Origin of the sequence: Streptomyces sp. NPDC047117, from assembly GCF_040643545.1 — a bacterium.
Lineage (GTDB): Bacteria > Actinomycetota > Actinomycetes > Streptomycetales > Streptomycetaceae > Streptomyces.
The window spans coordinates 547,972-562,457 of the sequence record NZ_JBEYUN010000003.1 but is presented as its reverse complement, the minus strand read 5'-3'; the positions used below and the strand labels follow the sequence as shown (position 1 = coordinate 562,457).

General features: G+C 69.8%; 14 protein-coding genes and 1 pseudogene. 9 read left to right on the top strand and 6 right to left on the bottom strand.

Going from position 1 to position 14,486, the window contains the following annotated elements; translation table 11 throughout:
* Nucleotides 1-623 precede the first annotated feature (623 nt).
* On the top strand, nucleotides 624-872 hold the full coding sequence (locus tag ABZ840_RS08615; RefSeq protein WP_361555353.1) for a hypothetical protein: 249 nt from the start codon (nucleotides 624-626) through the stop codon (nucleotides 870-872).
* Between the two features lie 141 nt (nucleotides 873-1,013).
* Nucleotides 1,014-1,211, top strand: a pseudogene (locus ABZ840_RS08610) (hypothetical protein); the annotation flags it as partial.
* Between the two features lie 55 nt (nucleotides 1,212-1,266).
* Here ABZ840_RS08610 and ABZ840_RS08605 read toward each other — a convergent pair.
* On the bottom strand, nucleotides 1,267-2,232 hold the full coding sequence (locus ABZ840_RS08605; RefSeq protein ID WP_361555350.1) for a chlorophyllase: 966 nt from the start codon (nucleotides 2,230-2,232) through the stop codon (nucleotides 1,267-1,269).
* Between the two features lie 168 nt (nucleotides 2,233-2,400).
* Here ABZ840_RS08605 and ABZ840_RS08600 point away from each other — a divergent pair, with 168 nt between their 5' ends.
* Complete coding sequence (locus ABZ840_RS08600; protein WP_361555347.1) at nucleotides 2,401-2,997, top strand: TetR/AcrR family transcriptional regulator; 597 nt, start codon at nucleotides 2,401-2,403, stop codon at nucleotides 2,995-2,997.
* Between the two features lie 601 nt (nucleotides 2,998-3,598).
* Here ABZ840_RS08600 and ABZ840_RS08595 read toward each other — a convergent pair.
* A complete protein-coding gene (locus ABZ840_RS08595) occupies nucleotides 3,599-4,348 on the bottom strand; it encodes an SDR family oxidoreductase (protein ID WP_361555344.1) in 750 nt (249 codons plus the stop codon).
* A gap of 14 nt (nucleotides 4,349-4,362) precedes the next feature.
* Nucleotides 4,363-5,112, bottom strand: a complete 750-nt coding sequence (locus tag ABZ840_RS08590) for an SDR family oxidoreductase (RefSeq protein ID WP_361555341.1) — start codon at nucleotides 5,110-5,112, stop codon at nucleotides 4,363-4,365.
* 118 nt (nucleotides 5,113-5,230) lie between these two features.
* Between ABZ840_RS08590 and ABZ840_RS08585 the strand changes: the two genes are divergently transcribed.
* The 3 genes from ABZ840_RS08585 to ABZ840_RS08575 all read left to right on the top strand — a co-directional run bounded on the left by ABZ840_RS08585 (nucleotide 5,231) and on the right by ABZ840_RS08575 (nucleotide 8,088).
* On the top strand, nucleotides 5,231-5,830 hold the full coding sequence (locus tag ABZ840_RS08585; protein ID WP_361555338.1) for a TetR/AcrR family transcriptional regulator: 600 nt from the start codon (nucleotides 5,231-5,233) through the stop codon (nucleotides 5,828-5,830).
* A 343-nt stretch (nucleotides 5,831-6,173) separates the two neighbouring features.
* Nucleotides 6,174-6,617, top strand: coding sequence for an Rrf2 family transcriptional regulator (locus ABZ840_RS08580; RefSeq protein ID WP_361555335.1), 444 nt, complete (start codon nucleotides 6,174-6,176; stop codon nucleotides 6,615-6,617).
* Between the two features lie 178 nt (nucleotides 6,618-6,795).
* On the top strand, nucleotides 6,796-8,088 hold the full coding sequence (locus ABZ840_RS08575) for an amidohydrolase family protein (RefSeq protein WP_361555332.1): 1,293 nt from the start codon (nucleotides 6,796-6,798) through the stop codon (nucleotides 8,086-8,088).
* Between the two features lie 159 nt (nucleotides 8,089-8,247).
* Here the strand turns inward: ABZ840_RS08575 and ABZ840_RS08570 are convergent, their stop codons facing one another.
* Nucleotides 8,248-8,478, bottom strand: coding sequence for a 4-oxalocrotonate tautomerase family protein (locus ABZ840_RS08570; RefSeq protein ID WP_361555329.1), 231 nt, complete (start codon nucleotides 8,476-8,478; stop codon nucleotides 8,248-8,250).
* 519 nt (nucleotides 8,479-8,997) lie between these two features.
* Between ABZ840_RS08570 and ABZ840_RS08565 the strand changes: the two genes are divergently transcribed.
* Nucleotides 8,998-9,903 (top strand): helix-turn-helix transcriptional regulator, encoded by a 906-nt coding sequence (locus ABZ840_RS08565; RefSeq protein WP_361555326.1) that lies wholly within the window; start codon nucleotides 8,998-9,000, stop codon nucleotides 9,901-9,903.
* Nucleotides 9,904-10,136: 233 nt separating this feature from the next.
* Here ABZ840_RS08565 and ABZ840_RS08560 read toward each other — a convergent pair whose 3' ends face one another.
* Entirely contained in the window at nucleotides 10,137-10,766 is a 630-nt protein-coding gene (locus tag ABZ840_RS08560; RefSeq protein ID WP_361555323.1) for a helix-turn-helix domain-containing protein, read from the bottom strand.
* A gap of 139 nt (nucleotides 10,767-10,905) precedes the next feature.
* Here ABZ840_RS08560 and ABZ840_RS08555 point away from each other — a divergent pair, with 139 nt between their 5' ends.
* Both ABZ840_RS08555 and ABZ840_RS08550 read left to right on the top strand, forming a co-directional pair.
* Nucleotides 10,906-11,895: an alpha/beta hydrolase gene (locus ABZ840_RS08555; RefSeq protein WP_361555320.1), complete on the top strand. Its 990-nt coding sequence runs from the start codon at nucleotides 10,906-10,908 to the stop codon at nucleotides 11,893-11,895.
* A gap of 434 nt (nucleotides 11,896-12,329) precedes the next feature.
* The gene (locus tag ABZ840_RS08550) at nucleotides 12,330-13,151 is read left to right on the top strand and encodes a DUF1963 domain-containing protein (protein ID WP_361555318.1); all 822 of its coding nucleotides are present in this window, start codon (nucleotides 12,330-12,332) and stop codon (nucleotides 13,149-13,151) included.
* Between the two features lie 336 nt (nucleotides 13,152-13,487).
* Here the strand turns inward: ABZ840_RS08550 and ABZ840_RS08545 are convergent, their stop codons facing one another.
* On the bottom strand, nucleotides 13,488-14,366 hold the full coding sequence (locus ABZ840_RS08545) for an alpha/beta hydrolase (protein WP_361555316.1): 879 nt from the start codon (nucleotides 14,364-14,366) through the stop codon (nucleotides 13,488-13,490).
* Nucleotides 14,367-14,486: the final 120 nt, after the last annotated feature.

The following is a 14,486-nucleotide window of genomic DNA, read 5'->3' as shown; positions in this document are numbered from 1 at the left end:
CACTCAGCACGGTCTGCAGACCCGGCTGACGGTCGTGCTGCCAGCCGTACGGCACCCGGGCCCCGAGCGTTCAACACCATCTACCGGCCGGCTTTATGCCGACCTTCGTTTTCCGCCTGTCCGCCTGGGAGGGCGGAGCTGCGGGGATCGCGGATTCTTGACCGGGGACCACCTTCCGTTCTGGGGCCTGCGGTACCCGGGCGGACGCTTCCTCGCCCGGGCGATCCTGATGGCGTCTGCTCCTTACCTCATTCGGTGACAAGGTTGCACTGCTCGTTCTTGCGGGTCTTGCGTTGCGGCCCCTCTGGGCCGCTCGGCCCGGCAGCCAGCCACGGAACCCACCACTTCCGGCCCCGCCACTCCGCTGCCGTTCCGGTGCGCGGCAGGTCGTCTCTGCCGCGCCCTCTTCGACTTCCTGAGTACGAGAGAAACGCTACTCCTCTCACCTATCCATGTCTACTGTCTCCACCACAGATTTGCTCCATCGGCGGGATGGAGCATCTTGCTCCCTCCGCGTCCGGAGCGGCATCCCGGTGCAGCACTGGAGACTCTTGGGCCACCGGCCACCGGCCACCGGCCACCGGCGGCCGGGGTCGGCTCGGTGGTAGCGAGCACGACCGGGGGTGGTCTTCCAGGCGTCGGCGAGCGACACGTTGGGGGTGGTCGGTCTGCCCAGCAGCACCGGGCCCGGTTGGGCGGGGACGATCGTGCCGGTGACGGCGTCGGCCGGCAGGTCGCAGCAGCCGGGTGTGGCCGGCGCTGATGTCCGTAACGGCATCACGGCGCGCCACGGCCCTCACGGCACGGCAAAGACGCCGATGGACGAATTCGAGCACGACGTCAAAAGTCGCGTGGGCCTGGCAAAGGCTTGATATGCCAGCTCCCACCGGGGCCGGCTGGCGGGAAAGCGCTGTCAGACGGCACCGCCTCCCGGGAGGAACCCGGCATGCCCGGTCCGTGGCCGGCGGAGGGGCCGTGCTGGAGGTCGGCGTGGCCGGTGGGCGCCCCGTCCCCGGCGTGAAGCCCGCACCGGCTCTGTCACCGTCCCCAGGCCCCACGTGGAGGTCCTGCCGCAGGGCTGGGATGCCGACGATGGCGCGGCCGCCGAAGTCCGACTGGGTGTATGGCTGTCCAACACCAAGAGCCGGCGCGCGAAGCTCACCGCGGACAAGCTCGCTGAGCTCGCCCAGCTCGGGCTTCCCTGGGCGTAGCCTCGCCGGAGGGCAGATACTCCGTGGCGCGGACAGCGGACGCTGGGATGCGCCCTTACTTGGATTCGATTCGTCCTACCGGGTGGGGGCCGGTCGTCAGTGCCTCGCATTCGTTCGGCCACGTAGGGGTGCCGGGGTGGAGTTGGGTGCTGAGGTAGGCCGCGGTGAGCCGGGCGAGGGCGGCGACTCGCTCGGGGTTCTCGTCCGTGGTCTCGGCGGCGTCGTATCCGGCGATCCCGCCAAGTCCGTGCTCCGCGTCGAACAGGGTGAGCAGGGTCTTGGGGCCAGGGGCGAGGGTGTAGGGGTCGGCGTGCCAGTCTGGCCCCATGTCTGTGAAGTGCCGGGAATCGTCCTTGTCGCCGGCGACGACCAGCGCGGGTGCGGTCATGGTGGAGAAGTCGACGGCCCCGATGATCGGCCACTGCTCGGCCATGGGACCGTTGAGGACTTCGCCACCTCTGCCGGGCGCGGCGAGCAGTACGCCTGTCTTGATCCGGGGCTCGACGAGGTGCACCACGCTGCCGGTGTCGGGGTCGTTGAGCCCGGCGCCCAGCAGGAGGGCGGCGGTGAAGCCGCCGAGCGAGTGTCCGACGACGGCGACCTTGGTGGGGTCGATCCGCCCCGCGAGCTGCGGCACGGTGCGCTCTATCACGTCGAGCCGATCGAGGATGTGGGTCATGTCCTCGGCGCGGGAGCGCCAGAAGTCGGGTGCGCCGGGTGCGTCGGCCACCAGGTGGCTCAGTGTCCGGGAGGTGAGGTGGGTGGGCTGAACGACGGCGAATCCGTGAGCGGCCCAGAAGTTGGCGAGCGGCGCGTAGCCGTTGAGCGAGGAGAGGTTGTTCGAGGGGCCGTGACCGTGGGAGAGGAGGATGACGGGGAGGCCGGTTCCGGTCGCGGGTGCAGTGACACGCACCTGGAGGTCCACAGGGCGTCCGGGCGCTGAGAGGACTACGGGGCTGAAGGACAGGACCGGGACGGGTGCGCCCAAGGCGTCGGTGCTGGTGGCGATGGGTGTGCTCACGAGGTGCGTTTCCTTTCGGTGGCGCATGCCGCCCGCTGGTCCCCTGCGACCGGCGACGGACATGGCGGTCAGAAGCGGGCCGTTTCGACTAACATGAAACGGAACGTCGCTCCATTTAGTATTCGGAGCAGCGCTCCGTTTTGTCAATCGGTGTGGAAGGAATGCGTGATGGCCATCCAGAGCCCGGCAGGGGATTCGCCGTCCCGAGGCAAGCGGGCCGACGCCCAGCGCAACCGGCAGACGGTGCTCACTGCCGCCGCCGAGGTGTTCGTCACCTCCGGCGTCGACGCGCCGATCCGCCAGATCGCGGCCCAGGCGGGCGTCGGGATGGCCACGATCTACCGCCATTTCCCGACCCGGGCGGATCTCGTCACAGCCGTCTACCACCACCAGATCGAGGCATGCGCCGAGGCCGGCCCGAACCTGCTGGCCAGTGCCGACTCCCCACTCGAAGCACTGCGCCAGTGGATCGACCTCTTCGTCGACTTCCTCATCACCAAGCACGGACTCGCCGACGCCCTGCAGTCCGACAACGACCGCTTCGCCGCGCTGCACGCCCACTTCCTCGACCGCCTGCTGCCAGTCTGCGCCCAACTGCTTGACGCTGCGGTCGAGGCAGGCGACATCAGGCCCGGCACGCAGCCGTACGAGCTGATGCGCGGCATCGGCAACCTCTGCATCGGACGCGACAACGACCCCCGCTACGACCCCCGACGCCTGATCGTTCTCCTCCTCCAAGGACTCCAGCGACCTCATGCGTCCTGATGCCGACGAGCGACATCGCGACCTGGCCCTCCGCGACTTCCACGCGAGCTGAGCCGCCGCCTCTCAACCGCCGGAGACGCCAACAGGCAGCAGCACCCCTGAGCTGGTGCTGTCATTTCTCATGAACATCGAACACGACATCACAAGGACGCTGCTCAACGTCGTGAACATCCGCTGTCGTAACTCGTGAACAAAGCCAGGGCATCATCTGCTGCCACCTGAAAGCCAGCCGGCCGCCAAGGTGCACAAAACAGTCGCGTCCGGCCCCGCCGACGACCTCGGTCCCGCAGAACACCGCACCGGAATCTCCCGGCCATCGTTGAAAGCCCCATACGCGGTCAGCCCGTTGCCGGCTCGTTTCCCTGCCCGAACCGCGGGACGAACGCCGCAGCGGCGATCAGCGAGGCCGCCGCGACGGTGCGGGTACGACGAACAGCGGTCATGCACGACATGGAACCCCCTGGTGGTTGAAGTGCGCCCGGGATGCGGTGCCTTCCGCGTCCTGCACCCCACCCTGTTCGCCGCCGCTGATGATCGACTCGGCGGACTCTACGTCGCAGGCCCCTTCCTCTGGTCCGCACGCAGATCCGAATGAGACCGCTCAGTACGCGAGCTGCCCGATGCCCCCGTCGACGCGCAGCACGGTCCCTGCGGTGTAGGCGGATTCGTCCGAGGCGAGGTAGACCGCTGCCTTCGCCAGCTCGGTGGCGGTTCCCAGGCGGTGGAGAGGCACGGTCTGCCGGAGTTCCTCGTAGAGGGCGGCCTGGCGCTCGGGGCCGAGGGGCGCGAACGCGTTGGTGATCGTCGGGCCCGGGCTGAGTCCGTTGACGCGGATGCCGCGGTCCTTCAGTTCGTGGGTCAGCCCGCGCGTGTAGGAAAGCAGGCCCGCCTTGGCCGCGCCGTAGACCGTCGCGTTCTCGTGTCCGATGTAGGCGGAGACCGAGCCGACGAGGATGACCGAGGACTGCTGGGAGAAGAGCGGCAGCAGGTTCCTGATCAGAAAGAACGGCGACTTGAGGTTGGTCGCAAGAAGCCTGTCGAACGCCTCCTCGGTCCATGCCTCGATGGGGAGGTGGGTGACATCGGCGGCATTGCTCATCAGGATGTCGAGCTTCGGCCATTCCCCCTGGAGCCGCGCCGCGAGCGCCGCCTGGCCGGGTACGTCGCCGGCGTCACTGGCGATGGTCAGCAGCGGGCCGTCCAATTGTCGGGCTGCCTCGTCCAGCTTTTCCTGAGAGCGGCCGGTGATGGCGACAGTCGCTCCCTCGGCGAGGAACTCGCGGGCCGTTTCGAGGCCGATGCCGCTCGTCCCCCCTGTGATCAGCGCGTGTTTTCCCGCAAGACGATCCATTGTCCTGTCCCTCCTCAGATTGCGGTGCGGCCACCGTCGGCGGCCACGATCGCCCCTGTCATGTAACTGGCCCGGTCACTGGCGAGAAAGGCGATCACGTGGGCCACCTCGGCCGGGTCGGAGGTGCGCTTGAGTGCGGTGGCCAGACCCATACCACCGATGTCCGGTCCCATCGCCGCGACCACCCTCGAGGTGCGCATAGGGCCCGGAGCGACGGCGTTGACCCGCACGTTCGACTCGGCGAATTCTGCCGCCCAGGTGCGGGTCAGCGATTCGAGCGCCGCCTTGGTGGCACCGTAGACGGCCATGCCCGGCATCCCGAGGCCGGCCGCGGTGGAGCTGACGTTGACGATGCTGCCGCCGCCGGCCGCGGCCATCTTCTCCGCGAGCAGAGCGGTGAGCAGGAACGGGGCACGCACATTGACCGCGAAGGTGGCGTCGTAGCTCGCGAGATCCTGCCGGGTGGTCGGGGAGAACATCATGACGCTCGCGTTGTTGACCAAGATGTCGACGGCTTCGGCATCAGCGGCCAGCTGTCGCACGCCCACCACGTCGGACACATCGGCAGCGACGAAACGCACCGTCCCGGCAGACTCGCCACCGACTGCGCGGAGGTCTTTCACGACCTGGGCACCGCGCTCCGGATCAGTGCCGGTCAGGACCAGGTCGGCGCCGCCTGCGGCCAGCACCTTGGACGTCGCGTGCCCGAGTCCGCCGATCGCGCCGGATCCGGTGACGAGTGCGGTCTTGCCTGCGAATTCCATTGCTTCGCCCTTCGTGCCGGCCAGTGCGCGATTGATTTTTGTGCATCCGTTCAAGAAGTGCCGCAACGGAAGCTACGATTTCTTGAACGCCAAGTCAAGAAGTCGTAGTATCGAGCACGTGGCACGAACCGGACGCCCCCGCGAGTTCGACAAGGACCAGACGCTGGAGCGCGCACTCACACTGTTTTGGTCCCGGGGATACGGGGCGGTGTCGATCCAGGACCTGGTCGACGCGCTGGGCGTCGAGCGCGGCAGCCTCTACGGAACATTCGGCGACAAGCGCCGCTTCTATCTCGAAGCCGTCAGGCTCTACTGGGAGGTGTACGAGCGGCACCTGACGGCCACGCTCGACACCAGTCCGCTCCTGCCTGCCCTGCGCAAGATCCTGACCCATCCCGCGCGGCTGGATGAACTGATCTCCGACGTGGGCGTGCCACAGGGCTGCCTGGTCGGCAACACGACCGCCGAACTCGTCCCCCAGGACAGCGAAGCCACAGAGATCGTCACGCGCTCGTACCACCGGTTCACCGACATCGTCACCGACGCACTCGGCCGCGCTCAGACCGCCGGAGAGGTCACGGACAAGGCCTCCCCCGCGGCCCAGGCCCAGATGCTGCTCTACCTGGTCCAAGGTCTCTCGCTCGTATCGCGGGCCGGGCTCGACAGGGCCGCGGCCCTGGCAGCGATCGACGCGGCGGTGGACGGGTTGCGGGCGTGACCGGACCTCTTGCGCGGCCCGCGACGCGAACGGCCTGCGCTTCTACGAGCCCCACATGCCGCATTCCCGTTCGTCACCGGCGACGGCGGCGGGCGACTGGCCGCCGACGCCTCGACGCAAACGTGCGTTGACTCCAGACATCCCAGCGCCAGCGCCCCGGAGGCGTCGGGCCATGAAGGCGACGAGCCGTGAGGCTCCCCCGCCCCGGAGTGCCAACCTTGGCCAGGCCGTCGGCCACCTGCATCCGACCTGCTCAGTGCCGAGGCCCCGGACAGCTCCGTTGACCATCGAATTAACTGCAACTAGCCTGGTGACAGTTGGTCCGCGGTGACAGGAGCGGGAGATGGCGGGGCTCAGCAGCAGGAGCACGGTCGCGATTCACGCACTTGCGATGCTGGCGCACCGGCGTGGCGGCTCGCTGACTTCCGCGGAGATCGCGGACAGCCTCGAAAGCAATCCCGTTCTCGTGCGGCGCATCCTCGGCCGCCTGAGGGACGCTCACCTGGTGCGGTCCGCCGAGGGGCGGGGCGGCGGCTGGTCCCTTGCCCGCAACCCGCGGGAGGTCACGCTGTATGACGCGTACGCCGCCGTGGAGGGAGAGCGGATCTTCTCGGGGCACCCCCATCCGCCCAGTGGGGCATGTGTGATCGGCCGCAACATCGGCGAGCTGCTCGACGTCGAGTTCCAGAACGCGGAGCGGGCTCTGGAAGAACAGCTCGGCCGGACGACGGTCGCCGGCCTGCTGCAGCAGATCCTGGCCTCCGACAACGAAGCCAAGGGCTGTTGATTCAGCCGTGACGCATACGCGCCCGCGTCATGACGCACCCATAACTGTAACTAATGTAGTTGCAGTTTGTTCCGGGGCGTGGGGCCTCCGGGCCTCCGGATCCCGATGGCAGCGGCCGCGATCCATCTGCACGCACCGGACTTGAACACCTACTCCCAACGTGCCAGGAGTGAGAGCGATGCACCAGAAAGCCGAAGCGGTCGCGAGCGCCGAGGCTCGCGCTCCTGCGACCTACGACCTGGTGATCCGTCGCGCACGTGTCTTCGACGGCCGTCGGGCGCTCACCGGTCTGTACGACATCGCCATCGACGGCACAGAAATCGCTTCCGTCTCGGCCGAGCCCCTCAGGGGAAGACAGCAGGTGGATACGGCCGGAGGATGGGTCATGCCGGGACTGATCGACACTCATGTCCACTTCTACGACGTGCGCGCGGTCTCCGATCCTGATTCAATGCGGGCCTTCGAGGAGAACGAGCTTCCCGGAAGGCTCGGGCTGTTCCTCGACCACGGGGTCACCACCATCAAGTCGGTGGGCGATCCGACGGGCGGAATCCTGGACACGCGGGCCAGAATCGCCGCAGGCACGCTGCGGGGCCCGCGGCTGTTGGCGACCGGTTGCGGTATCACCGGACGCGACGGGCATCCCGCCGCCACTGTCTTCAGCGGCAACCCCTGGGCGCGCGAGCGCTTCACGGGAGAGGTCGACAGCGTGCAGGAGATCCGCGACCTGGTGCACCACCTCGCCGACCGCAAGGTGGACGCGATCAAACTCCTGTCGGAAGGCGCGTGCGCACACTCCGGCGGGCCGACGTACCTCTGGCGGAATCCTGCCTTTCCGGATGGTGTCGAATTGGAACGGCTTCCCCTCGATCTCCTTCGGGCGGGTATCGACACCGGACACGAGCGGGGCCTTCGGGTCACCGTCCACACCACCCAGCAAGCCGCGGCACGCGAGGCGGTCGAGGCCGGGGCGGACGGCCTGGAGCACGGTGTCACCGTCGAACCCCTCGCCGACCGCTCGCTCATCGACCTGATGCTCGAACACGACATCACCTACACGCCCACGCTCTGGATCGACGACGCCCACCCGGACGCCCGTGGCAATCTCCAGAAGGTCGCTGAGGCCGGCGTGCACATCGCGCTGGGCAGCGACACCTTCAGCGGCCGGGGCCTGTTCGGAGCCAACACCCTGGAAGAAGCCGAACTCATGGTGGCGGCCGGGATGACGCCCACCCAGGTACTGGCCGCAGGCACCAGCAGCGCGGCGCACCAGTGCGTCCGCCCCGACCTCGGCACGGTGGCCCCCGGCAAGCGCGCCGACCTGCTCGTACTGAACGCCGATCCCACTGCGGACATCGGCAACATACGCGACCTCAGCATGGTGATCCTGAACGGCGAGCTCGCCGTCGACAAGCGCCAGGCAGTGTCGTCCGGAATCACCGGGCGGACCGAGGAAGGCGCCGCGATATGAAGTCCGGCCATTTCGCAGGGCCGTCGACCTCCAGTTGTTGCCCAAAGTGCCGGACAAACGCTGCTGCTGAAAGTGAACGAGGCCGGCCGCCGGGAGCGATCGGCGGCCACCCTCGGTTTCAAGGTGCTGTCCTGGCCGAATGACGGCCGGTGAGTGGGGTCAGGCGTCGCCGGAGTCGGTCGGTGTCGCCTCACCGAGCATGGCGAGGGTCAGCACGTTGCCGGAGATGCCCCAGCCTCCGTCGGCGACCTCCTCGACCAGCACCATCGTGTTGTTGCGGGCGCGCTCGCCGTAGATCTCGACGTACAGCTCGGTGGTGCGGGTGACGATCTCCTCCTTCTGCTTCGGGGTGAGGGTCTTCTCGGGGACCTTGAAGTTCGCGAAAGGCATGGCTGGTTGGTCCTTCTCGTAGTGGGGCTTTACAGGGAGCTGCCTGCGGTGAGCAGGCTGTCCAGTCCGATCCGGTCGACCGCGGCGTCGGCGGAGTCCTGGCAGGTGACGTCCGGCTCGACGGCGTGCACCTCGGCCTGGGGGTCGGTGCCGGAGCGCGCCAGGCCGGCCCGCCACGGTCGCGTTACGGGTCGTGGTCCGGCGAATGCCCGCGTACATGGTGTGACCGGCGAGGGCCGGAGCACGCACGGACAACGTCCCGATGCCGCTGGAGGTCCCGGTGACCAGGACGGCCTTCCGGTGTCGTCGTTCCTCATGACAGGGCCTCTCGTTGATCGATGGCGGGGCTGAAGGTGGTTCCGAACTGACCCCTGTGGTCAATGCGATCAGGCAGCGGTCTCGCCGTCGCCCTGCTGCGTCCTCAACGATCGGCCGCTCCCCCACCCCCAGCCAGGGCTGCGTTTACCCAGGGGATGCCACCCCCTGGCTACGGCCCGGCGCACGCGCGACCATGAAGGGGTGAACCTTCCAGAACTCGGCGCCTTCCTCAGGACACGCCGCGACCGCATCCGCCCCGCCGAGGTCGGCCTCCCCCAAGGCCCGCGCCGGCGCGTCCCCGGGCTGCGCCGCGAGGAAGTCGCCCAGCTGGCAGGGCTGTCGGCCGACTACTACACCGAGCTGGAACGCGGCAGCGCAAAGCACGGCGTGCAGCCCTCTTCCCAGGCCCTGGCCGCCCTCGCCCGAGCCCTGCGCCTGAACGGCGACGAGCGCGACCACCTGTTTCACCTGGCCGAACGGCCGATCCCCCCGTCAGCACACGGACCGTCGGCACACGTGCAGCCCGCGCTTCTCGGGCTCCTGGACCGGCTGTCCAACACCCCCGCGCGCGTCATCACCGATCTGCACGAAACCCTGGTGGAAAACGACCTGGCCCGGAACCTGCTCGGCGAGTCCCCGGCGCACCGCGGCCCGGCGGCAAGCTTCGTGTACCGCTGGTTCACCGACCCGCAGGCACGCGAGAGGTACCCGGCCGAGGACCACCCGCACCACTCCCGGGTGTTCGTGGCCGACCTCCAGGCAGCGGCCGCCCGGCGCGGCCGGGACGCGGAGGTCACGAAGATGATCGCTGTGCTACGCCGCCGTAGCCAGGAGTTCGCGGCCCTCTGGGACACCCACGACGTCGCGGTGCGCCGTATGGACCACAAGAAGATCGTCCACCCCACGCTCGGCGTCATCGAACTCGACTGCTACAACCTGCTCAGCGAGGACGGACGCCAACGCCTGCTGTGGTTCACCGCGCCGCCCGGAAGCCCGGGAGCCGAGCAGTTGGAACTGCTGTCCGTCATAGGAACTCAGGACCTGAGCGTCGCCGAGGGCGCGGCACCGGAGAGGTTGCCCGCGGCGGAATCCGGATCGCAGCACTGACCCGCGCCGCCGAGGGAGGGCGGTCCGGTCGCCCAGCGGGGGTGGGGGCTCCACGGCCGATCTCGTAGTACCTCATGCCCGGCGAACGAGTCCGCGCGGCGATGGTCGCGTTGAAGGTGCGCGGCAGTCCTGGGCTCAGCAGTTGTCACCGGCAGAGCCGGATGACCTGGCGCACGAGACCGAACGAAGCAGCGTGGTCCTCACCCGCAAGGTACGCAGCTTGTCACAGCTGCTCACTCAGCCGCCTTTCTGCCACCGGTCCCGCGAGCAGCGGCTGGAGGCGTGCGCAGCCGCTGGCGCTCGCCCTGCGGTCCGAACATGATCAGGTACTCGACCGGACCGCCGGGGCTGGAGTTCGCCACCCCGTGCGGGGTGCGCGTGTCGAACTCGGCGACGTCCCCGGGGGTCAGGATGAGGTCTTGGTCGCCGAGCGCGAGCCACAGTCGTCCGTACAGGACGCACAGCCACTCGTAGCCGTCGTGGGAGACCTGACGGGGCCGCGCGGGCGGGTCCTCGCGGGCGGGCAGGACGTGCTTGTGGGCGTGCAGGCCGCCGACGTACCGGGTCAACGGCAGCACCGTCTTGTCGTCGCCGAAGCTCAGCGGCGCCCTGGCGCGCGGCTTGGCCGCGGGGGCGGGTGCCGTGCCGGCCAGCTCGTCCAGGGAGATGCCGTACTCCTTCGACAGCTGCAGCAGCACCTCCAGGGTGGGCTTGCGCCGGCCGGTCTCCATGCGGGACAGCGTGCTGGCCGAGATGCCGGTCGCGCAGCTGACACCGGCGAGGGTCGCGCCGTGGCGCTCGCGCGCGGCCCGCAACCGGGGCCCCATCGCGGCCAGCGTGCCGTCCACGTCGTCCACTGCCACTTCTCACGCTCCTTCTTGCCGTGCCGCTCCACCGCCCTGTCCTGCAAGGTTGCCAGAATGGCAAGGCTGATCGCGTCGGGCGGGTACCGCGCCGCATGATCGATGGGTAGCCGCGTCGCCGCGAACCGAGGAGAAGCCCATGCAGCCCGAGCCGACCGCCGAGCTCCGCCACCGCACCGTCCAGGCCCCGTCCGGGCGTCTGCACCTGGTCGAGCAGGGCACCGGCCCGCTGGTCCTGCTCGTGCACGGCTTCCCCGAGTTCTGGTACTCCTGGCGCCGCCAGCTCCCGGCCCTCGCTGCGGCCGGCTACCGGGCGGTGGCGATCGACGTGCGTGGTTACGGCCGCTCCTCCAAGCCGGAGGCGACCGAGGCCTACCGGATGCTCGACCTGGTGGAGGACAACGTCGCCGTCGTGCGCGCCCTCGGCGAGGCGAACGCGGTGATCGTCGGCCACGACTGGGGCTCCAACATCGCCGCCGTCTCCGCCCTGCTCCACCCCGAGGTCTTCCGCGCCGTCGGTCTGCTGAGCGTCCCCTACGCGCCGCCCGGAGGCCCCCGCCCCACCGGCATCTTCGGCCAGATCGGCGGCCCCGGGCAGGAGTTCTACGTCTCCTACTTCCAGGAGCCCGGCCGCGCCGAGGCGGAGATCGAGCCCGACGTCCGGGGTTGGCTCGCGGGCTTCTACGCGGCCCTGTCCGCCGACACCATGCCCGCCCGGGGCGAGCCCGACCCGCACTTCGTCACCCGCGGCGGCGGCCGACTGCGCGACCGCTTCCCCACGGGAAGCCTCCCGGCCTGGCTGAGCGAGGACGACCTCGACGTCTACGCCGCGGAGTTCGAGCGCACAGGGATCACCGGCGCACTCAACCGCTACCGCAACATGGACCGGGACTGGGCAGACCTTGCCCCGCACCGCGGAGCCCCGATCAAGCAGCCGTCCCTGTTCGTCGGCGGCGCCCTGGATGCCTCCACCACCTGGATGTCCGACGCCATCGACACCTACCCCACCACTCTCCCCGGCCTGTCGGCCTCCCACCTCCTGGACGGCTGCGGCCACTGGATCCAGCAGGAGCGCCCCGACGAGGTGAACCGCCTGCTGACCGACTGGCTCGCCACCCTCCAGGGCTGAATTGAACCAGGCAATCCAGGCGTGGCAGTCCGCGCACTCGCGCGGTGCCCGAGGCAGCAACAGCGGGGCGGCGCCGGAGGCGTGAGGCACGGAGTGCGGGTGGGCTGGTCGGAGAGGGAGGACCGTACAGGCTTGTCAGCCTCGTCAAGGAGCCCGGAGCGCAGCAGGACCAGGCGGGTGGTCAGCGTGCGGGTAGGAGGCACGGGCAGCGAATCGCTCGGCGGCCTCCAGGCGGATCCGCTCGCGAAGCGCCTGCCGTTCGGGCGTCGGCCCACCACCTTGCGGACATCTCACACCACCGGCATACCGCGACGATCACGCATCGTCAGCCCCTGCCGACATCACGCGTCAACGGTCGATAGCGCCAAATCGCCTTGCCTTCCAGCAAGTTCGGTCCTTTCCATGCCCGCCCATGAGCCCGTTAGGGTGGCCCGGTGACCGACGCGAGCATGGACAGAGTGAACCGCTTCCGGGCCGAGGCGGCATCCCGGGGTCTGCCGCCGGAGGAGGTGGAGGAATGGATACGTGTCGCCCGTCCGGCGGTGTACTTGGCGGAGGGCGGTGACGGTCCCCTCGTGGCCCGGATCGGCGGCGACCCCATGCTGCCGCACGGCGTGCCGATGCCGTCCGATCCCTTCGTGGCCTCCGTCGACCTCGCGGCTCTCCCGCCGGGCGTCACCGGCCTCCCGCTCCCCGCCGACGGCCACTTGCTCCTCTTCTCCGGCACCGATGTGCACGGCATCGGAGGACAGGTGCCCGACGCGGTGCTGTACGTCCCCGCCGGGACCCCGACAGCACCGAGCCCCCTCGAACACAGCCGGCGCGAGCCGTACCGGCCGCGTGAGCTCCGCACGGTCTGGCACCAGCCGAGCGCGCAGATGCCGGAGAGCTTCGCTCTCGACAGATGGGGCGGCTTCCCCGAGGACGAGCAGTTCGAACTCGCCGACGAACTCGCAGACGCCTGGGCAGACGGGGGCGGCTACCGCCCTTCCTGGGCCGTGCAGATCGGCGGCCATCCGGTCTCGCCCCAGAACGACCCCGTCCACTACGCCCGTGGTCCCGAGGAGGCCGGCCCCTCCGAGCAGGGCGGTGCGGCCCACGGAGAGGGCGCCGACGACTGGGCTCTCCTGGCCACCTGGAAGTGCGGCGACGACGTCACGGAACTGGACTCCGGCGTGGCCCACTGGGTGATCCGCCCCCGGGACGTGGCGGCCCGGCGCTTCGACCGGGTCCACCGCTACGTCGAAATGGCCTGACCGCGCGGGGCGGGCACGGCCGGCTCCCCGGCGCTCATCAACTGCCCCCCCCCGTCACGCCCACCCGGTCCGTGTCGTCACCGTGACGGTCGGTCCGCCCGGAACCCATTGCCGTCCCCGGACCCGGCCCGGCCTGCCCGTGGTAGGGACAGGGATGCGGCCGTAGGCCCGTGGCGCGTTCCCCACGCCCTGGTGAGCGGCGCCGGGTCTTCCCGGGCAGCGGCCACGACCGCAGGGAGGCGAGCGGTTCGTCGGCCACCGGATCGCGGGGTCGGTCCGGCGCCGGGAGCGGAACGCGGGGCTCGCCCTCCGCCTCCCGTGGCCCGGGCGGAGGGCTCAGCGCAGCAGCAGGTCGCGGATCGTCTCCGTGATCTCGTCGGGCGCCTCCTCTGCCATGAAGTGCCCCGCGCCGGTCAGCCGGTGGTCCAGGTCCGGCGCCCACGCCTTCCACACGGCGGCGGCGTCGTAGCCCAGTTGTGCGCCCCAGTCCTGCTGGACGACCGTCACGGGCATGGCCAGCTGGGAACCGGCGTCCTGGTCCGCCTGGTCGTGTGTGATGTCGATGCCCGCCGAGGCCCGGTAGTCCGCGACGATCGACGGCACGGCCGCGGCGCACGCCCGCAGGTACGCGCCCCGGACCGGTTCCGGCATGGCGGCCGGGTCCTTGGCCCAGGCGTCGAGGAAGGAGCCGAAGTAGGCGTCGGCGCTGTTGGCGATCATCGTCTCCGGCAGCCCCGGCGGCTGTGCCATGAGGAACAGGTGGTAGCCGACCGCCGCCGGGACACCGTGCAGGACGTTCCACATGTCCAGGGTCGGCACGACGTCGAGGATGCCCAGGTGCGTGAGGGTCTCGGGATGATCCAGTCCCGCCCGGAAGGCGACCAGGGCGCCCCGGTCGTGGCCGACCAGGGCGAAGCGCTCATGGCCGAGCGCCGCCGCCAGGGCGACGACATCGGCGGCCATGGTGCGCTTGGAGTACACCTCAGGGCCGGTGGCCACCGGCTTGTCGCTGGCGCCGTAGCCGCGCAGGTCAGGACAGATCACCGTGTGCTCGCCGGCGAGCCGCTCGGCGACGTGCCGCCACATCAGGTGGGTCTGCGGAAAGCCGTGCAGCAAGACGACCGGGCTGCCGCTGCCGCCGACGGCGGCGGCCAGCTCCACTCCGTCGGCGCCGGGCAGACGGACGTGGTCGAAACCGGGAATGGCGGGCGTCATGAAGGGCCCCTTCCTGGGGTCGGGGACCGGCGAAAGCCTTGGTCCGGGGACTGACGGGATCAGCGTGGACGACGGCGATCAGCAGCCGATCAGTACGCTTCGACGCCGCGGACCCGCGGC

Bases quoted from the DNA above. Each gene is read 5' to 3' on its own strand.
- ABZ840_RS08595 (WP_361555344.1), bottom strand. From the start codon at position 4,348: ATGGATCGTCTTGCGGGAAAACACGCGCTGATCACAGGGGGGACGAGC.
- ABZ840_RS08600 (WP_361555347.1), top strand. From the start codon at position 2,401: ATGGCCATCCAGAGCCCGGCAGGGGATTCGCCGTCCCGAGGCAAGCGG.
- ABZ840_RS08575 (WP_361555332.1), top strand. From the start codon at position 6,796: ATGCACCAGAAAGCCGAAGCGGTCGCGAGCGCCGAGGCTCGCGCTCCT.
- ABZ840_RS08555 (WP_361555320.1), top strand. From the start codon at position 10,906: ATGCAGCCCGAGCCGACCGCCGAGCTCCGCCACCGCACCGTCCAGGCC.
- ABZ840_RS08545 (WP_361555316.1), bottom strand. From the start codon at position 14,366: ATGACGCCCGCCATTCCCGGTTTCGACCACGTCCGTCTGCCCGGCGCC.
- ABZ840_RS08580 (WP_361555335.1), top strand. From the start codon at position 6,174: ATGGCGGGGCTCAGCAGCAGGAGCACGGTCGCGATTCACGCACTTGCG.
- ABZ840_RS08570 (WP_361555329.1), bottom strand. From the start codon at position 8,478: ATGCCTTTCGCGAACTTCAAGGTCCCCGAGAAGACCCTCACCCCGAAG.
- ABZ840_RS08590 (WP_361555341.1), bottom strand. From the start codon at position 5,112: ATGGAATTCGCAGGCAAGACCGCACTCGTCACCGGATCCGGCGCGATC.